This window comes from Streptomyces sp. NPDC006879 (assembly GCF_042869595.1).
GTDB lineage: Bacteria > Actinomycetota > Actinomycetes > Streptomycetales > Streptomycetaceae > Streptomyces.
The window spans coordinates 108,822-123,927 of sequence record NZ_JBIAGC010000006.1 but is presented as its reverse complement, the minus strand read 5'-3'; the positions used below and the strand labels follow the sequence as shown (position 1 = coordinate 123,927).

At 70.2% G+C, this 15,106-nt stretch carries 14 protein-coding genes and 7 tRNA genes; 11 read left to right on the top strand and 10 right to left on the bottom strand.

Annotated elements, in window-relative coordinates:
* Window positions 1-13 precede the first annotated feature (13 nt).
* Window positions 14-286 carry a zf-TFIIB domain-containing protein gene (locus ACFYMC_RS07275; RefSeq protein WP_388520122.1) on the top strand — a complete coding sequence of 91 codons (273 nt, stop codon included), beginning with the start codon at window positions 14-16 and terminating at the stop codon, window positions 284-286.
* A 94-nt stretch (window positions 287-380) separates the two neighbouring features.
* Here ACFYMC_RS07275 and ACFYMC_RS07270 read toward each other — a convergent pair.
* The 5 genes from ACFYMC_RS07270 to ACFYMC_RS07250 form a co-directional block, all read right to left on the bottom strand.
* Window positions 381-455: transfer RNA gene (locus ACFYMC_RS07270), tRNA-Val, on the bottom strand.
* Window positions 456-493: 38 nt separating this feature from the next.
* Window positions 494-565, bottom strand: a tRNA-Val gene (locus ACFYMC_RS07265).
* Window positions 566-598: 33 nt separating this feature from the next.
* Window positions 599-670 (bottom strand) — tRNA-Val (locus ACFYMC_RS07260).
* Between the two features lies 1 nt (window position 671).
* Window positions 672-745: transfer RNA gene (locus ACFYMC_RS07255), tRNA-Cys, on the bottom strand.
* A gap of 38 nt (window positions 746-783) precedes the next feature.
* Window positions 784-856, bottom strand: a tRNA-Gly gene (locus ACFYMC_RS07250).
* A 198-nt stretch (window positions 857-1,054) separates the two neighbouring features.
* Here ACFYMC_RS07250 and ACFYMC_RS07245 point away from each other — a divergent pair.
* The 3 genes from ACFYMC_RS07245 to ACFYMC_RS07235 all read left to right on the top strand — a co-directional run bounded on the left by ACFYMC_RS07245 (window position 1,055) and on the right by ACFYMC_RS07235 (window position 3,856).
* Window positions 1,055-2,128 carry a chorismate-binding protein gene (locus ACFYMC_RS07245; RefSeq protein WP_388520119.1) on the top strand — a complete coding sequence of 358 codons (1,074 nt, stop codon included), beginning with the start codon at window positions 1,055-1,057 and terminating at the stop codon, window positions 2,126-2,128.
* Complete coding sequence (locus ACFYMC_RS07240; protein ID WP_388520116.1) at window positions 2,125-2,946, top strand: aminotransferase class IV; 822 nt, start codon at window positions 2,125-2,127, stop codon at window positions 2,944-2,946. The genes ACFYMC_RS07245 and ACFYMC_RS07240 overlap by 4 nt, the downstream gene beginning before the upstream one ends.
* Window positions 2,947-3,013: 67 nt before the next feature.
* Window positions 3,014-3,856, top strand: coding sequence for a GNAT family N-acetyltransferase (locus tag ACFYMC_RS07235; RefSeq protein WP_388520113.1), 843 nt, complete (start codon window positions 3,014-3,016; stop codon window positions 3,854-3,856).
* A 130-nt stretch (window positions 3,857-3,986) separates the two neighbouring features.
* On the opposite strand, the gene ACFYMC_RS07230 is transcribed toward ACFYMC_RS07235, so the two are convergent.
* The gene (locus ACFYMC_RS07230) at window positions 3,987-4,484 is read right to left on the bottom strand and encodes a DsbA family protein (protein ID WP_388520110.1); all 498 of its coding nucleotides are present in this window, start codon (window positions 4,482-4,484) and stop codon (window positions 3,987-3,989) included.
* Between the two features lie 150 nt (window positions 4,485-4,634).
* Between ACFYMC_RS07230 and ACFYMC_RS07225 the strand changes: the two genes are divergently transcribed.
* The gene (locus ACFYMC_RS07225; RefSeq protein ID WP_388520107.1) at window positions 4,635-5,045 is read left to right on the top strand and encodes a hypothetical protein; all 411 of its coding nucleotides are present in this window, start codon (window positions 4,635-4,637) and stop codon (window positions 5,043-5,045) included.
* 309 nt (window positions 5,046-5,354) lie between these two features.
* Here the strand turns inward: ACFYMC_RS07225 and ACFYMC_RS07220 are convergent, their stop codons facing one another.
* Both ACFYMC_RS07220 and ACFYMC_RS07215 read right to left on the bottom strand, forming a co-directional pair.
* Complete coding sequence (locus ACFYMC_RS07220; RefSeq protein ID WP_388520105.1) at window positions 5,355-5,912, bottom strand: CGNR zinc finger domain-containing protein; 558 nt, start codon at window positions 5,910-5,912, stop codon at window positions 5,355-5,357.
* A gap of 195 nt (window positions 5,913-6,107) precedes the next feature.
* Window positions 6,108-6,521 (bottom strand): SsgA family sporulation/cell division regulator, encoded by a 414-nt coding sequence (locus tag ACFYMC_RS07215; protein WP_003959770.1) that lies wholly within the window; start codon window positions 6,519-6,521, stop codon window positions 6,108-6,110.
* A gap of 178 nt (window positions 6,522-6,699) precedes the next feature.
* On the opposite strand from ACFYMC_RS07215, the gene ACFYMC_RS07210 reads away from it, so the two are divergent.
* On the top strand, window positions 6,700-7,236 hold the full coding sequence (locus ACFYMC_RS07210) for a TIGR02611 family protein (RefSeq protein ID WP_388520102.1): 537 nt from the start codon (window positions 6,700-6,702) through the stop codon (window positions 7,234-7,236).
* A gap of 54 nt (window positions 7,237-7,290) precedes the next feature.
* Window positions 7,291-7,362: transfer RNA gene (locus ACFYMC_RS07205), tRNA-Val, on the top strand.
* A 105-nt stretch (window positions 7,363-7,467) separates the two neighbouring features.
* Here ACFYMC_RS07205 and ACFYMC_RS07200 read toward each other — a convergent pair.
* Window positions 7,468-9,957, bottom strand: coding sequence for an SCO7613 C-terminal domain-containing membrane protein (locus ACFYMC_RS07200; protein ID WP_388520100.1), 2,490 nt, complete (start codon window positions 9,955-9,957; stop codon window positions 7,468-7,470).
* Window positions 9,958-10,087: 130 nt separating this feature from the next.
* On the opposite strand from ACFYMC_RS07200, the gene ACFYMC_RS07195 reads away from it, so the two are divergent.
* Window positions 10,088-10,159 (top strand) — tRNA-Val (locus tag ACFYMC_RS07195).
* Between the two features lie 76 nt (window positions 10,160-10,235).
* Here ACFYMC_RS07195 and ACFYMC_RS07190 read toward each other — a convergent pair.
* Complete coding sequence (locus ACFYMC_RS07190) at window positions 10,236-10,958, bottom strand: 3'-5' exonuclease (RefSeq protein WP_388520098.1); 723 nt, start codon at window positions 10,956-10,958, stop codon at window positions 10,236-10,238.
* 247 nt (window positions 10,959-11,205) lie between these two features.
* Here ACFYMC_RS07190 and ACFYMC_RS07185 point away from each other — a divergent pair, with 247 nt between their 5' ends.
* The 3 genes from ACFYMC_RS07185 to thrS all read left to right on the top strand — a co-directional run bounded on the left by ACFYMC_RS07185 (window position 11,206) and on the right by thrS (window position 15,076).
* A complete protein-coding gene (locus ACFYMC_RS07185; protein WP_388520376.1) occupies window positions 11,206-11,781 on the top strand; it encodes a DUF4365 domain-containing protein in 576 nt (191 codons plus the stop codon).
* Window positions 11,781-13,013, top strand: a complete 1,233-nt coding sequence (locus ACFYMC_RS07180) for a hypothetical protein (protein ID WP_388520095.1) — start codon at window positions 11,781-11,783, stop codon at window positions 13,011-13,013. The genes ACFYMC_RS07185 and ACFYMC_RS07180 overlap by 1 nt, the downstream gene beginning before the upstream one ends.
* Before the next feature lie 86 nt (window positions 13,014-13,099).
* Window positions 13,100-15,076, top strand: a complete 1,977-nt coding sequence (thrS, locus tag ACFYMC_RS07175) for a threonine--tRNA ligase (protein WP_388520093.1) — start codon at window positions 13,100-13,102, stop codon at window positions 15,074-15,076.
* Window positions 15,077-15,106 lie beyond the last annotated feature (30 nt).

The following is a 15,106-nucleotide window of genomic DNA, read 5'->3' as shown; positions in this document are numbered from 1 at the left end:
AGTTGAGCCGAGTATGCAGTGTCCGAAGTGCCACGCGATCATGCACACCTACAACCGCAACGGCATCCAGATCGAGCAGTGCAGCGGATGCCGCGGCATATTCCTGGACTACGGCGAGCTGGAGGCCCTGACCCGCCTGGAGGCCCAGTGGCAGGCTGCGCCGCCCGCGCCGCAGGCGTACCCGGCGCAAGGCGTCCCGGCTCCGGCGTGGGGCGCGCCGCACCATGGCCACCATGGCCACAAGCGTGGGCACCGCGGCTTCGGCCGGATGCTCTTCTCCTCTTGACCGAAGTTGCGGTGAGCTCCGCCCCCGCGGGGCTCCCGCCCAGCGGCGACGCACACGCGAAAGCCCCGACCGAGAGACGGTCGGGGCTTTCCTGTGGTGCGCGATACTGGGATTGAACCAGTGACCTCTTCCGTGTCAGGGAAGCGCTCTCCCGCTGAGCTAATCGCGCGGGTACCGCAGCCGAGGGGCCGCAGTGTGACTACTGCGTGCGCGATACTGGGATTGAACCAGTGACCTCTTCCGTGTCAGGGAAGCGCTCTCCCGCTGAGCTAATCGCGCGGGGGACGTACCGGATCGAGCCGGCCTGTCCAGTGGACGATACTGGGATTGAACCAGTGACCTCTTCCGTGTCAGGGAAGCGCTCTCCCGCTGAGCTAATCGTCCTTGGAGGTGGAGACGGGATTTGAACCCGTGTAGACGGCTTTGCAGGCCGTTGCCTCGCCTCTCGGCCACTCCACCAGGAGTTGCAGGGGTTCTCGGGAAGATCCCCGACTTCGAGCGGACGACGAGATTCGAACTCGCGACCCTCACCTTGGCAAGGTGATGCTCTACCAACTGAGCCACGTCCGCACGATGCCTTCCGGACCAGGTCCGGCAGTCACCTTTCGTCCTCGGGGCTGTGTGTTCCCCGGCGACGTGTTGAACTCTAGCGGATTCCCGGTCCAGCTCAAAAACGCGTTTGCGCAGCGTGCTGCGGTCCGTTCGCAGCCGGTTACCGGTCCGGCACCGCATCGGCACCTTCCGGTCACCCGCCATAGACTCACAACCGTGCAGCACCACCCCTCTGACCTCCCCCCCATGGCTCGCTTCGGTGGCCTCCTCGCCACCGATCTACGCGATGTGACCTGCGATCCGTCCGCGCTGGACTCCTCCGGCTTCTGGGCGGTGTCCGCTGACTTCGAGGGGCGGCTGGTGTGCGCGCGCTTCGGGAACGTGCGGCCCGATCCAGTGCCCTCCCCGGAGCTCGGGGCCTGGAGCGCCCCCGCGCCGGACATGTGGACCTCCTCACTGGACCGTCTCGCTTACACCGAGGGCGTACGCCGCATCCGTGAGCAGATCGCGCGCGGTGAGGTGTACCAGGCCAATCTGTGCCGGGTGCTGTCCGCGACCCTGCCCGATCCGAGGGCCGCCGATGTGGACGCCCTGACCGCGCTCCTCGCCCGCGGGAATCCAGCACCCTATGCCGGAACGATTCGCCTGCCGGTGCACGGCGTGGAGATCGCAACCGCGTCCCCTGAACTGTTCCTGCGCCGCACCGACCGCACCGTGCTCTCCGGCCCGATCAAGGGCACCGGACGCACCCCCGAGGACCTGCTACCCAAGGACCATGCGGAGAACGTGATGATCGTCGACCTGGTCCGCAACGACCTCGGTCGCGTCTGCGCCGCAGGCACCGTGACCGTCCCCGAGTTGTGCGCCGTCGAGGCACATCCCGGGCTGGTGCACCTGGTGTCCACGGTCCGTGGCGAGCTCGCGCCGGGCAAGGGTTGGCCCGAACTGCTCGCGGCCACCTTTCCGCCCGGGTCGGTCACCGGAGCCCCCAAGTCCTCCGCTCTGAAGATCATCGGGGCCCTTGAGACGGCCCCCCGCGGCCCCTACTGCGGTGGCATCGGCTGGGTCGACGCCGACCGCGGCACCGGGGAGCTCGCGGTGGGCATCCGCACCTTCTGGATCGAACGCGAAACGCGGAGCGGCGCAGCGGTCGTCCGTTTCGGCACCGGGGCCGGCATCACCTGGGGCTCTGATCCCGAACGCGAATGGGAGGAGACCGAACTCAAGGCGGCGCGGCTGCTGGCGGTAGCGTCGGGAACGTACGTGGCAACGGAAGGGACCCTGCGGTGAAGATCTGGCTCGATGGAAGACTGCAGGACGCGGACGACGCCCAGGTCTCGGTGTTCGACCACGGCCTGACGGTCGGAGACGGCGTGTTCGAAACCATCAAGGCGGTCGGCGGCAGACCGTTCGCCCTCACCCGACACCTGGAGCGGTTGGCCAGGTCCGCCGCGGGACTGGGACTTCCCGCGCCCGACCTCGACGAAGTGCGTCGAGGCTGTCAAGCCGTCCTCGCCGCTCAGCCGATGCCTCTGGGGCGTCTGCGGCTCACCTACACCGGCGGCATCTCCCCGTTGGGCTCCGAACGCGGCGAACACGGCCCCACGTTGGTGGTCGCTCTGGTGGAGGCCACCCGCCGGCCCGACACCACCGCCGTGATCACCGTCCCATGGGTACGCAACGAGCGCAGCGCCTTGGCGGGACTGAAGACCACCTCGTACGCGGAGAACGTGGTCGCGCTCGCCCGCGCCCACCGTGGCGGTGCCTCCGAGGCCCTCTTCGGTAACACCCGTGGCCGGCTCTGCGAGGGCACGGGCTCAAACGTCTTCGTCGTCCTCGACGGGCAGCTGCACACCCCCCCTCTCGCCTCGGGCTGCCTGGCCGGCATCACTCGGGCGCTGGTCGTGGAGTGGGCGGGCGCTCACGAGACCGATCTTCCGTTGGAGGCCCTGGACGCGGCCGAGGAGGTCTTCGTGACTTCCTCCATCCGAGATGTCCAGGCCGTGCACCGGATCGACGGCCGGGACGTGCCGGGAGCTCCCGGTCCCGTCACCGCAAAGGCGATGCGGATCTTCGACGAACGGGCGGGCGCCGACCTCGACCCCTGAGTCGGTTCCCGTAACGGCACCGCGAACTCAGGTGACGGACGGCCGCGCGCCAGGTAGAACACCAGTGGTGACCACCACCCTGCGGCCGACCGGGCCGCTTCACCTGAGCGATGGGGCAGTCCGCCGCCGCGCGTACCAGATCTGCGTCAACAGCCGTCCCGTGGGCGGGCTTGAGCTCGCCACCGACACCCCCTTCGGTCCCAGCGTGGGTGTCATCCGATCGATGTGGGTCGAAGAACCCGATAGACGTCGAGGCCGTGCCACCGTCGCCGCGCTGGCGGCCGAGGAGGTGCTGCGCTCCTGGCGGTGCACCCGGATCCGGGTGCACGTTCCGGCGGATGCGAGCGCCGGGCTGGCGTTGGCCGTCGCCCTCGGATACCGCGAGCAGAGTCGGAACATGGCCAAGGTGCTACCGGCCGTACCGCCGGCGCTGGCCGCCCCGGCTGTCAGCGCGCGCCCCATGACTGCCCGGGAGTTCGACGTCTGGCTGGCCCGGGCACAGGTCGAGTACGCCCGGGGCTGGCAGGAACGCGGGATGGCGCCCGAGGAGGCCGCCCGCAAGTCCCGCAACGACCACGCCACCCAACTACCCGAAGGTCTGGACACCCCCGGGGCCTCCTTCACGGTCCTGGAGCACGAGGGCCTACCCGTGGGTACCGTCTGGGTGGCCGAGAGCGAACTGCGCCCGGGCGTGCGAGGGTCCTACGTGTTCGACGTGGCGGTGGATGAGCAGCACCGTGGCCAGGGGCACGGCAGGTCGTTGATGTTGCTGGCCGAACGAGCCGCCCTGGGCGCCGGGTCCACCGAGTTGGGCCTGCACGTGTACTGCGACAACCTGCCCGCCCTGCGCCTGTACGAGTCCCTCGGCTACCGGCTCACCGCCGTCAACCTGATCAAGGACATCCTCTGAGGCGCCCCTCGCGGTTTGGCCAATGCGGCGGCAGCCTCCGTCCGACCGGCTCGCGCCCGCGGGAGCTGCGTCACGGTTGCCGGAAACTCTCCCGAGGGCCGACCGCTCCCTCCTTCCCGGCTCGCTGTGCTCAGCTCCCCACCAGCAAGCGGTCCGCGATCTCCTCGATCCGCGCCCGCAGGCCGTCCTGGCTCTTTCCACCGTCCAAGCGTTCGCCGTCGATCACGTAGCTCGGGGTTCCGGTGACTCCGAGCGCCTTGCCCTCGGCCTGGTCGGCGTCCACCATCAGGATGTGCCGGCCGTCGATGAGCGCGGTGTCGAACTCCTGCGCGTCCAGGCCGAGCGTGCGGGCCGCGTCGATCAGGAACTTCTCGCCCTCGGAGTCGAGCCGCTCGACGTGCTGCAGGACGTACTCGACGTAGGCCCAGCCCTGGCCCTGCTCCACGGCTTCCTCCGCCGCCTGTGCGGCGGCGAAGGCGTGCCGGTGTTTGTCGAGGGGGAAGTGCCGCAGCCGCACCTCCAGCCGGTCCCCGTAGCGCGCGCGGAGCACACGCAGATCTGACAGGGCGGTACGGCAGTCGGTGCACTGGAGCTCGCACCACAGATCGAGGACGACGGTTTCGCTCATGCGCACAGTCTCGCACCCGGGGAGGAGGGATCTCCTGTGCGTCCCGGAGATCTCCCTGAGGTGGGGCTAGCACCATGGCCCGGCGGCGGGCGGCGGTGCAGGATGGAGGGGGACCCAACGTTCCTCGACCGCTCTGTGCAGGAGGCCCGCATGCTTGCCGAGACCATCTGTTCCGCGGTGTCCGCGGCGGGCCTGGGCATCGCCGCGCTCACTGCGTACCGCAAACGTTTCCTGGCGGCCACCCGGATCGCCGCGTACGCACTGGTCCCACTCGGCCTGGTGCTCACCGGGGTCGTGGAGTGGCTCTCGGGGATCGTGTTCAACCCGACCGTCTGGGCAGGGTTCGGGGTGCTGGGCCTGTCCTGGGCGCTGTTCATGACCAGTCGAGCCGTGGAGCGCCGGAGTGCGGGGCGCCGCGGACGATCGCCGGAGGCGATCGCTCCGGCAGCTTCCGCCCCCGCGGGTCAGACGCCCGCGGTGAAGCCGGCGCGCGGCGCGGCGGCGCAACCGGCCGAGGACTTCTCCGACATCGAGGCCATTTTGAAGAAGCACGGGATCTGAGTCGCCGCGGCAGGGCGCGTTCAGAGGAGGAAGAGGTCGTGGAGCGCGCCCAGCATCAAGAGGATGCCGACCACTGACAGGAAGATCATCAGCGGTGGTTGGGAGAGGGCGAACAAGCAACCGCGAGTTTCCCCGGCAGGTCCGGCGGTGGGAGTGGTGCGGGGAGCATCATCCGGCGAAGTGTCGAGCATCGTGCCGTGATGATCGCAGGACGGACCTTGTCGGCTCGGCCAACACGCGGGCGCAATAGGCTAGTTCGCTTTTGCCTGGCGAATGTTGGCAGGCCTTCTGGAGTGGGGTAGCCGAGGCCTATTCGGAGGCCTCTTTCCGGCGTGCTCGATAGGCGGCGACATGGAGCCGGTTCCCGCAGGTCCGACTGTCGCAGTAGCGCCGCGAACGGTTGCGGGACAGGTCCACGAAGGCTCGGCGGCAGTCCGGCGCCTCGCACCGGCGCAGTCGCTCCTGCTCTCCGGAGACGACGATGAAGGCGAGGGCCATGCCGCAGTCGGCGGCGAGGTGGTCACCCACCGAGGCGCCCGGTGCGAAGTAGTGGACATGCCAGTCGTAGTCGTCGTGGTCGGTGAGCTGGGGAGTGGTGCCCGCCGCCGCCACCAGCTCGTTGATCTGTTGGGCGGCTGCCCGGGAGTCCTTCGCCGCGAAGATCTGCGCGAACCGGTCCCGCACGGCCCGCACGCCCGACAGGTCACGCGCGCTGAGCTCGCCGACGTCGCTGATGTTGTGGGTTCGTACGAACGTGCGTAGTGCCCCGAGGTCCGCGAGCCCGTCGGGCTGGTCGAGCTCCGGTGCGGTGTTCACCAGATCGACGACGACCTCAAGGGCGCCGCGGGTGTCGTGGGGGATCAGCACGGTCAACACTCCCTGGGCTGCTGCGGGCCGGTGCCCGCCGCTGTGCTGGCCGACTCTAGCGGCTCAGCGCGAACGCGCACCGGCGCCGGCCGCGCGGGTGGATCCCGCGGGGCCGGCGCCGGTGGCAGCCGTAAGGCGTGGTCCGCCTCGCACCGTCTCCCCGAGTCGGACGGTGTCGAGGGCTCTCCCCCTGGCTCAGCTCTCGGCCAGGATGTGGGAGAGCTCGGTGTCGAGATCGAAGTGCCGATGCTCGGTGCCGGGTGGCACCGCGGCGTCGGTTCGCTTCAGGAACGACTCCAGGGCCCTCGCGGGGGCTTCTAGTAGGGCTTCGCCCTCGGGTGAGCTCAGGGCGATGCATACGACGCCCTGCCCGTGGCTACGGGAGGGCCAGACCCGGACGTCTCCGGTGCCGGTGGGCCGGTGGAGCCCTTCGGCGAGGAGATCACGGGCGAAAACCCACTCGACGGTCTCCTCGGCTCCGGTGTGGAAGGTGGCGTGCACGGCGTAGGGGTCGGCCGTGTCGTACCGCAGGCCCGCAGGTACAGGCAGTGAGGACTCGCTCGACACAACGAGGCGCAGGTGCAGCTCGCAGCTGACCGTGGTGTTCATAAGCGCCAGGGCCTTTCGCTCAGTGTGCGCTCGGGGATTCGCACGTCGGCGAAGTCGACATGCCACCTACGGTGCCGTTGTAAACCCCTCTGACCGTTTTGTGGGCCTTCAGGTACCTCGTACGGCGGAGTGATCTGGGTTCTGCGCTGTGCTGTGCGTCTCAGGTAAGTTGGGCGGTATGAACACGGGGAGTGACGGCCGGGGTGACGCCGCGGCCATGACGGCACAGGGTGATGGCGGCGTGAGCGGGAGTCGACCCACCGGGGTCGACGGGCAATCCCCCGGAGCCCCGCTGGCCAGCGGTGATTCGAGGGACGACCCGCCCCAGGAGGAGCGGGAGCCGGCGCCGCTCGGATCCCGCGCACCCGACTTCATCAAAGCCCGCCGGACCCTCCACCTGAGCTGGCAGGCCGGTGTCTTCGTCGTTGGTCTGGCCGTGGTCGCGGCGGGGGTCAGCATGCTCGTGCTGCCTGGCCCGGGCTGGGTGGTGATCTTCGCCGGGATGGCGATTTGGGCGACCGAGTTCGTCTGGGCGCAGTTGGTGCTTCGATGGGCCAAGAGGAAGGTCTCCGCCGCGGCCCAGCGGGCACTCGACCCCGAGGTCCGTCGCCGCAACGTCATCCTCACGACCGTGGGTCTGGCGATCACCGGCGCGCTGCTCGGCTTCTACCTCTGGAAGTACGGGCTTCAGATGCCCTGGAGCATTCGCAACTGACCTCCCGATGGTCCTGGGGACCCGCTGACATGGGGTAATGTTTGCGGTGCGCCCGGGCGATTAGCTCAGTGGGAGAGCGCTTCGTTCACACCGAAGAGGTCACTGGTTCGAACCCAGTATCGCCCACCCCGGATCGAAGGCCGCGGACTCGCAGGAGTCCGCGGCCTTCGGCGTCCACTGGTGGGGTGGCAGGCCCATCCGTACGGCCGCCCCAACGACAGAACACCCGCTTCAGCGCAGCCGGCCGAGGGAGTTCCGCAGGCGTCGGGCGTCGCCCAGGCGGCGCTCGTAGGTCGCCCCCACGGTCAGCAGGAGCAGGCCGGCCAGCGCAGGTGGCAGCCAGCGCGGCAGCGCATCCACCACCTGAACCACGTAGGGCGCCAGCTCATGGAGTGCGACGCCGGCCAGTGTGAGACCGCCCAGCAGCAACGGGGCCTGGAGCCGGTAGCGGGCCCCCACCAGCGTCACCCCGAGGGCGGTCAGCCCCAGCAGCAGCGGGCGCAGCCAGTGCGGGTCCACCCAGGCCGCGACGAGCCCGGGCAGCAAGGTGGCGGCCAGCCCCGGCCCGTACGCGGACCAGGAGGAGGACTCCGGGTCCCGGCGCCGACGCGCCAGGCCCACAGCCAGCGCCGGAAGCGAGACCGGCAGGGCGTACGCCTCGGGAACCTCGACCCCGTAGGCCGCCAAGCGCACCCATGAGGCCAGTACGAACAGTGCGACCGCCGCGTAGCCGACCGCACGGCGGTCGACGCGCAGGGCCGAAGCCGCACAGATGACTGCAGCCAGTCCCAGCGTCAGGGCGAGCAACGGCGCATCGCCTTGCACCAGGCCGAGTCCCAGGGCCACCAGGCCGACGAGCGCCCCGGCGACTTCCAGCGGCACCCGCAGCGGCGAGGGCACGCGCCGGACCGGACCCGACCCGGCGGCCACCGCCACGGAGCCGGCGGGCACCGACAGCAGCACCACGCCGAGCCACTGGGCGGGTACCCCCAGGGACCAGGCGGCGGCAAGCACCAGCCCGGCCGTGTACCCGACCGCACCGGCGGCCCCGCTCCCGCTCAGCAGCCGCGCCGCGAGCCCGTGGCCACCGCCGGCGCCCCGCACCGCCACAGCCACGCACGCGGCGCCCAGGAACCCGAAGGCGGCGAAGGTGGCCGCCTGACTGGTCAACGCGAGCATCGAGCTGCTCGCGGCGCCTAGCCCCGCACAGAGCGCGGCCACCGTGGCCAGCCGCGCTGTCCCCGAGGCGGTCGGACTCTGCGTGGCCGCTCCCGGTGCCGGCCGCGCCGCGCGCCCCGTAGCCGCCACCGCGGCCAGCGCGGTCGCACCGGTCAAGGACAGCTGCGCCGCCAAGGCGACGGGGTACGGCCATCCGGCGGCCATCGGCAGCGAGAACAAGCCCGACCAGGCCAACAGCAGGGCACCTGCACCTGCTGCGGGATGCACAGCCCTGCGGTGCGCTGCCGCCAGCGTCCCCGCCGACACCAACAGGACCAGCGCTGCCGGGAGCGTTCCCGGCAGCAAGTCCGCGTACGCAGGTGGCGGCCCCGACCAGATGCTCCCCAGCCCGCCGAGCGGTCCGAGCAGCGCCAGCGCGACCAGCGGCAGCGCAGCGACGGTGGCACCCGCGCAGACCAGCCCTGAAGCCACCCACAGGCCCTGCCGCAGCTGGGGCGGCATCCGAGAACCGGTCGAGGCCACTGCGCCGGCGAGCACTCCCGCCGCCAACACGGTGATCAGCGTGGACCACTGGCCCGACGCCCCCAGTCTCAGCACCCCGCTGGTCGCGCTGATCAGGCTCAGCCCGGCTGCCGCCGCCAGGGCCGCGGCCCACACGGGCGTGCGTGCACCGGCCGCGCGCGCGGCCACTCGCAGGGCTGCCCACAGCCCCAGCCAGGCTCCCGCCGCCAACGGTGCGGCAGCCAGCAGCGCCGAGCCGAGTGAGCGCGCGGACAGCATCAGGGCGAGCGCCGCGGCCAACCCCATCGCCCCCAGCACCCAGGCGGCGATCCCTGCGAGGTCCCGCAGAATTCGCCTACCTCCGGGGCGCAGCGCCCACCCGGCGTCCGCCGCCGCCGTGAGCAGCGCTGCCCACACCACGGACTGCAACCGGGTGTTCGTCGTCAGAGCAGCGAGCGGGAGCGGCAACTGAGCGGCGAGGAGTGCACAGGGCGCCGGCAGCCGCAACTGCGGCAACCGCAGGCCGTAGCCAGCCCACAGCACGCACAGCACGGCCGCACAGCCGGCCGCGTACCCCAGGCCGGAGAGGTCGGGCAACGCCACCTCGTGCAGCGCATAGGCGTCCAGGATGGTCAGCGCGAGCCCGAGGGCCACCACCGATTCCGCGGTCGAGCGCAGCCCGTGGCGCAGCAGTACAGCCGGCGCCGTGAGGGCTCCCACTGTGACCGTGGCCAGTACCGACGCCCGGCCCCCGATCCCCATGGAACCCCAGCTGAGCAGGGTGAACGCCAGCGCGGCGACCCCGAGGAGCACCGCGCCGAGGGCGAGCAGGACGCTCTGGGCGCTCGGCCCGGGTCGGCCGCCGGGACCGGACGGGGCTGCGGGGTGGCGCGCAGGGGGGCCGGTCAGGGGTCGGCGCGGAGCCAGGACGCTCAGCAGCCAGGCCCGCCGGTTGAGCAACTGGACCCGACGGGCGTCGAGTTGTGCCAGCTCCCGGTCGATCAACCGAAGTTCCTCGGCTGGGGGTAGTGGGTTCTCCATGCCACGGGAGTGTGGCCCCGGTCACGGTCGTGCGCATGGGTGCGGATACTCAGATCCACTACTCACCCCGGACCCCGCGGTCTTGGTTTGAACCCTGCCCGCCGGGCCCTGTATGGTTCAGTGCGTTCCCGGGCGATTAGCTCAGTGGGAGAGCGCTTCGTTCACACCGAAGAGGTCACTGGTTCGAACCCAGTATCGCCCACCGGGAGAGGCCGGTTCCTCCGCAAGACATGCGGAGGAACCGGCCTCAACTCATTTCCTTCCGAACGTGGGAGGCGTCAGGCCGCCTCCGCGAGGTCGGGCCGCAGGGGCCAGTGCGGATCGACCGCCTCCGGCGAACCGTTCCGCGCGAACCAGGCCTGTAGGCCACGTGCCTGGGCCGCGTGCCACACCGCTTGCAGAGTGTGCAGCTCCGCCGGGCTCAGGCGTTCCAACCGGGTCTGGAACCGCCGCCCCACCGCCCGGACCACTTCCAGCGCGGCCGTTGCGTCCGCCGCCGCGTCGTGGGCTTCCTCCAGGGCTATGCCGTAGTGCGCACACAGGTCGGTCAACGTGCGACGGCCCTTTCGGTACCGGTCGAGATGCTTGTCCAGCACCCTCGGATCCAGCACCGACAGCGGGTGGTTGTCCAGATAGCGGGCCAACGAGGTAGCCCGGTGACGACGCAACTCCCGGTCCAGCAAGGTGAGGTCGAAGGGCGCGTTCATCACAACCAGGGGGCGCCCCGCGATCGACTGCTCCGCCAGTGACCGAGCCACCTCCTCCATCACCGGAGCCGGCCAGCGACCGTGGTGTTGGAGGTGCTCGTCGGTCAGTCCGTGCACGTTCGTCGCTTCCACGGGGACGGGTATCCCCGGGTTCACCAGCCAGCGCGTGGACCGCACCCGGCCGCCCGCGCACTCCTGCACGACGAGCGCGGCGGACACGATCCGATCGTGCTCGACGTCCACCCCGGTGGTCTCGGTGTCAAAAGCGGCCAGAGGTCCCTCATACCAACGCATGTCCGAACTCCTCGTCTCCGAAAGACAGAAGACGCTCACTCAGCAACTGCCCGATTGCGTGATACCCGGGCTGTTTGCCCCGTACGCCGTTTGCAGCCCACCCCGTGAGGAGACAACACCTATGACGGCCTGCGCATATGAGGCATCGTCAGTCATCGATCGCACCCGCTGGCCGCCACCGGAGCTGCGAGTGCGCACACTTCACGAGCGGGCCGCCGCCAAGGCCCGAGAGGCACAGGGGAGAGCCATGGCGCTCGCGCAGCCCGAAAGCGGTCACGGCGCGGGCCTACGGCCCGAGCGGCCCACACCGCAGCGGGGCAGCCTCGCCACCACCGCCTGCATGGAAACGCTCCAGGTGGGATACCTGCACGCCGTGGCTGCCGCCGCAGGCTGTTCGCTTTCCCAGCCCTTCCCGGACAACGGCATCGACTGGCACGTCAGCCACGGCTCACCCGGGCACAGCGTCGACGACGAGGTGACCATCAAGGTGCAGCTCAAATGCACCTTTCAGATCGCGCCCCGCCCCGCCGGCACGACCTTCGCCTTCACCCTGGACAACGCGCACTTGGTCAAACTGGCCCGGACGCCCGTCGCGGTCCACAAGATCCTGGTCGTGATGCTCGTACCCCGTTCTCCTGAGGACTGGCTGCGCGCCGCCCACGAGCGGCTCGACCTCAGGCACTGCTGCTACTGGACCAACCTGGCAGGTCATCCGGTCACCGGCCGTACCCGGACCACCGTGCGGATCCCGACCGCCAGGATCTTCGACGACCGCGCGCTGTGCGAGATCATGACCCGCGTCGGGTCGGGAGGGAGACCCTGATGCATCCCTGGCCGGAGTCCGCGCACCCCGTCCACACACCGCTGACGGAGGACTCTGCGCCGCCAGTGGACCCGGCCGTCCTCGGCGCACTGCTGCGCCGCCACGGCTGGCAGCGACGCGGCGGCGCAGCCGGCCGCTATGCCCGTTGGACCCCGCCCGGACCCGCTCATGGCAGGATCAGCCTGCTCATCCCCGAGACCCGGTCCTACCCGGACAGTGAGGACCTCCTCAGCGAGGCCCTGGCGGTGCTGTCCCGCAGTGAACTTCCCTGCGCCCGGGAGGTGCTGGTGGGGCTGGCCGTGCCGAGCGACGAGGTCCACCTGGTCCGGGAGGCCGGCTCCGACCTCCACCCGGACCTGCGGTTGAGGTCGCCTTGGACCGTCGAGGACCAACTGCGCACCGCTGCGCGCCAACTGCTGCTGGCCGGGGCGATGGCCGAGCGGGCCCGAGCCGGCTACCACGGCGCCCGCCACCGGGCCCGGGCCGGCCGGGCGCTGGACGAGGTCCTGCTCGCACCCCCTGTAGGCGGGCGCCTCACCGCCTACCTGCCGGTCGGTCAAGGCCGGGGGCTGGTCGCCCGACTGCACCACGCCCTGCACGCCGCCCGGGAGGCGATCGACTACCAGCGGGCCACCGGCGGGATGGAGGTCTTCGACAGCGCGGTGGAGGCGGGGGTCAGCCGGGAACTCGCCGATGCCCTCATAGCCCTCGTGCATGGTGCCGAAGGTGCTCGAATCGCCCTGGCGTGGGCTCCTGCCGCAGGCCCGCCCCCCGGTTGCGCCGCGCGGCCCGAACCGGTGGAGTTCACCGCGGGGGACCTGCCCGCGCTGCGCGAGGCCGCGGCACGCTACACGCGGCAGGAGCCGGCAGTCGCGGTCACCTTGACCGGGGCCGTGACCCGGATGCGGCGCTCGGCCCCCGGTGGCGGCGGCACCGTGCGGTTGCGCGTCCTGGCGGGAGCCGAGGTCCCCAACGTGAGCGTGGCCCTGGACGAGGGGGCCTACCGCATCGCTGGTCACGCCCATCTGGTGGGGTTGCCGGTCCGGCTCAGCGGGCGGCTCCAGCGGCGTGGCGGCTTCCGCAGGTTGACGGGTGCGGGCGAGGTGACGCCGGTGCGTTTGGACGACGCGGAGCGCGAGCGTCTGATGAAATCCCTCCAAGAGGACCTCGGCTCGTTCGAAGAAGCCTGCACCGGTGAGGACGAGCCGGGTCCGGACGGCGGCGGGTCGTAACCGTTTCGCGGTCGGCCGCCTCCGCTCGGTACGATTCACCCGCGTGCAGTGACCACTGCGCGCACCCCCTGAGTCAGGAGAGACCGGTGTCAGACGTCCGTGTGATCATCCAACGCGATTCCGAGCGGGAAGAGCGCGTGGTGACCACGGGCACCACGGCGGCCGAACTCTTCACCGGTGAGCGCTCCATCGTCGCGGCCCGGGTCGCGGGCGAGCTGAAGGACCTCTCTTACCAGGTCGGCGAGGGCGAGGTCGTCGAGCCGGTGGAGATCTCCTCCGAGGACGGCCTGAACATCCTGCGGCACTCCACCGCCCACGTCCTGGCGCAGGCGGTGCAGGAGCTGTTCCCCGAGGCGAAGCTGGGCATCGGCCCGCCGGTCCGGGACGGCTTCTACTACGACTTCGACGTCTCCAAGCCCTTCACCCCCGATGACCTCAAGGCCATCGAGAAGAAGATGCAGGAGATCCAGAAGCGCGGTCAGCGGTTCGCCCGCCGCGTGGTCACCGACGAGGCCGCGCGCGAGGAACTGGCCGACGAGCCGTACAAGCTCGAACTCATCGGCATCAAGGGCGCCGCCTCCACCGACGACGGGGCGAACGTCGAGGTCGGTGGCGGGGAACTGACCATCTACGACAACCTGGACGCCAAGACCGGCGAACTGTGCTGGAAGGACCTCTGCCGAGGTCCCCACCTGCCCACCACCCGCAACATCCCCGCGTTCAAGTTGATGCGCAACGCCGCGGCCTACTGGCGTGGCAGCGAGAAGAACCCGATGCTGCAGCGCATCTACGGCACCGCCTGGCCGTCCAAGGACGAGCTGAAGGCCCACCTCGACTTCCTGGCCGAGGCGGAGAAGCGTGACCACCGCCGCCTGGGCAGCGAGCTGGACCTCTTCTCCGTCCCCGACGAGATCGGTTCCGGCCTCGCCGTCTTCCACCCGCGCGGCGGCGTCATCCGCCGCACCATGGAGGACTACTCGCGCCGGCGGCACGAGGAGGAGGGGTACGAGTTCGTCTACTCCCCGCACGCCACCAAGGGCGCGCTCTTCGAGAAGAGCGGTCACCTGGACTGGTACGCGGAGGGCATGTACCCCCCCATGCAGCTTGACGGCGGTACCGACTACTACCTCAAGCCCATGAACTGCCCGATGCACAACCTGATCTTCGACGCGCGGGGCCGTTCCTACCGCGAACTGCCGCTGCGTCTGTTCGAGTTCGGCACCGTCTACCGGTACGAGAAGTCCGGTGTGGTGCACGGTTTGACCCGGGCCCGAGGCTTCACCCAGGACGACGCGCACATCTACTGCACCCGGGAGCAGATGGCCGAGGAACTCGACCGCACGCTCACCTTCGTCCTGAACCTCCTGCGCGACTACGGCCTCAACGACTTCTACCTGGAGCTGTCCACCAAGGACCCGGAGAAGTACGTCGGCACCGACGAAGCGTGGGAGGAGGCGACCGCGGTCCTTCAGTCGGTGGCCGAGAAGCAGGGTCTGCCGTTGACCCCCGACCCGGGTGGTGCGGCCTTCTACGGTCCCAAGATCTCGGTGCAGGCACGGGACGCCATCGGCCGCACGTGGCAGATGTCCACCGTGCAGCTCGACTTCAACCTGCCCGAGCGGTTCAACCTGGAGTACACGGCCCCGGACGGCTCACGTCAGCGTCCCGTCATGATCCACCGGGCTCTCTTCGGCTCCATCGAGCGGTTCTTCGCGGTGCTCCTGGAGCACTACGCGGGTGCCATGCCGCCGTGGCTGGCCCCGGTCCAGGCCGTCGGCATCCCGATCGGCGACTCCCACGTCGACTACCTGCAGGAGTTCGCCGCCGAGGCGAAGAAGCAGGGCCTGCGGGTAGAGGTGGACGCTTCCTCCGACCGAATGCAGAAGAAGATCAGGAACCATCAGAAACTCAAGGTTCCGTTCATGATCATCGTTGGCGATGAGGACATGGCCGCCGGCACGGTCTCCTTCCGCTACCGGGACGGCTCGCAGGAGAACGGCATTCCCAAGGCCGATGCCCTCGCCAAGCTGGCCCAGGTGGTTCAGGACCGCGTCCAGGTCTGAACCGGGCCCGCGCCGTACGAGGAGGGGCCC

Bases quoted from the DNA above. Each gene is read 5' to 3' on its own strand.
- ACFYMC_RS07215 (WP_003959770.1), bottom strand. From the start codon at position 6,521: ATGAACACCACGGTCAGCTGCGAGCTGCACCTGCGCCTCGTTGTGTCG.
- ACFYMC_RS07230 (WP_388520110.1), bottom strand. From the start codon at position 4,484: ATGAGCGAAACCGTCGTCCTCGATCTGTGGTGCGAGCTCCAGTGCACC.
- ACFYMC_RS07200 (WP_388520100.1), bottom strand. From the start codon at position 9,957: ATGGAGAACCCACTACCCCCAGCCGAGGAACTTCGGTTGATCGACCGG.
- ACFYMC_RS07210 (WP_388520102.1), top strand. From the start codon at position 6,700: ATGAACACGGGGAGTGACGGCCGGGGTGACGCCGCGGCCATGACGGCA.
- ACFYMC_RS07275 (WP_388520122.1), top strand. From the start codon at position 14: ATGCAGTGTCCGAAGTGCCACGCGATCATGCACACCTACAACCGCAAC.
- ACFYMC_RS07180 (WP_388520095.1), top strand. From the start codon at position 11,781: ATGCATCCCTGGCCGGAGTCCGCGCACCCCGTCCACACACCGCTGACG.
- ACFYMC_RS07190 (WP_388520098.1), bottom strand. From the start codon at position 10,958: ATGCGTTGGTATGAGGGACCTCTGGCCGCTTTTGACACCGAGACCACC.
- ACFYMC_RS07225 (WP_388520107.1), top strand. From the start codon at position 4,635: ATGCTTGCCGAGACCATCTGTTCCGCGGTGTCCGCGGCGGGCCTGGGC.
- ACFYMC_RS07185 (WP_388520376.1), top strand. From the start codon at position 11,206: ATGGCGCTCGCGCAGCCCGAAAGCGGTCACGGCGCGGGCCTACGGCCC.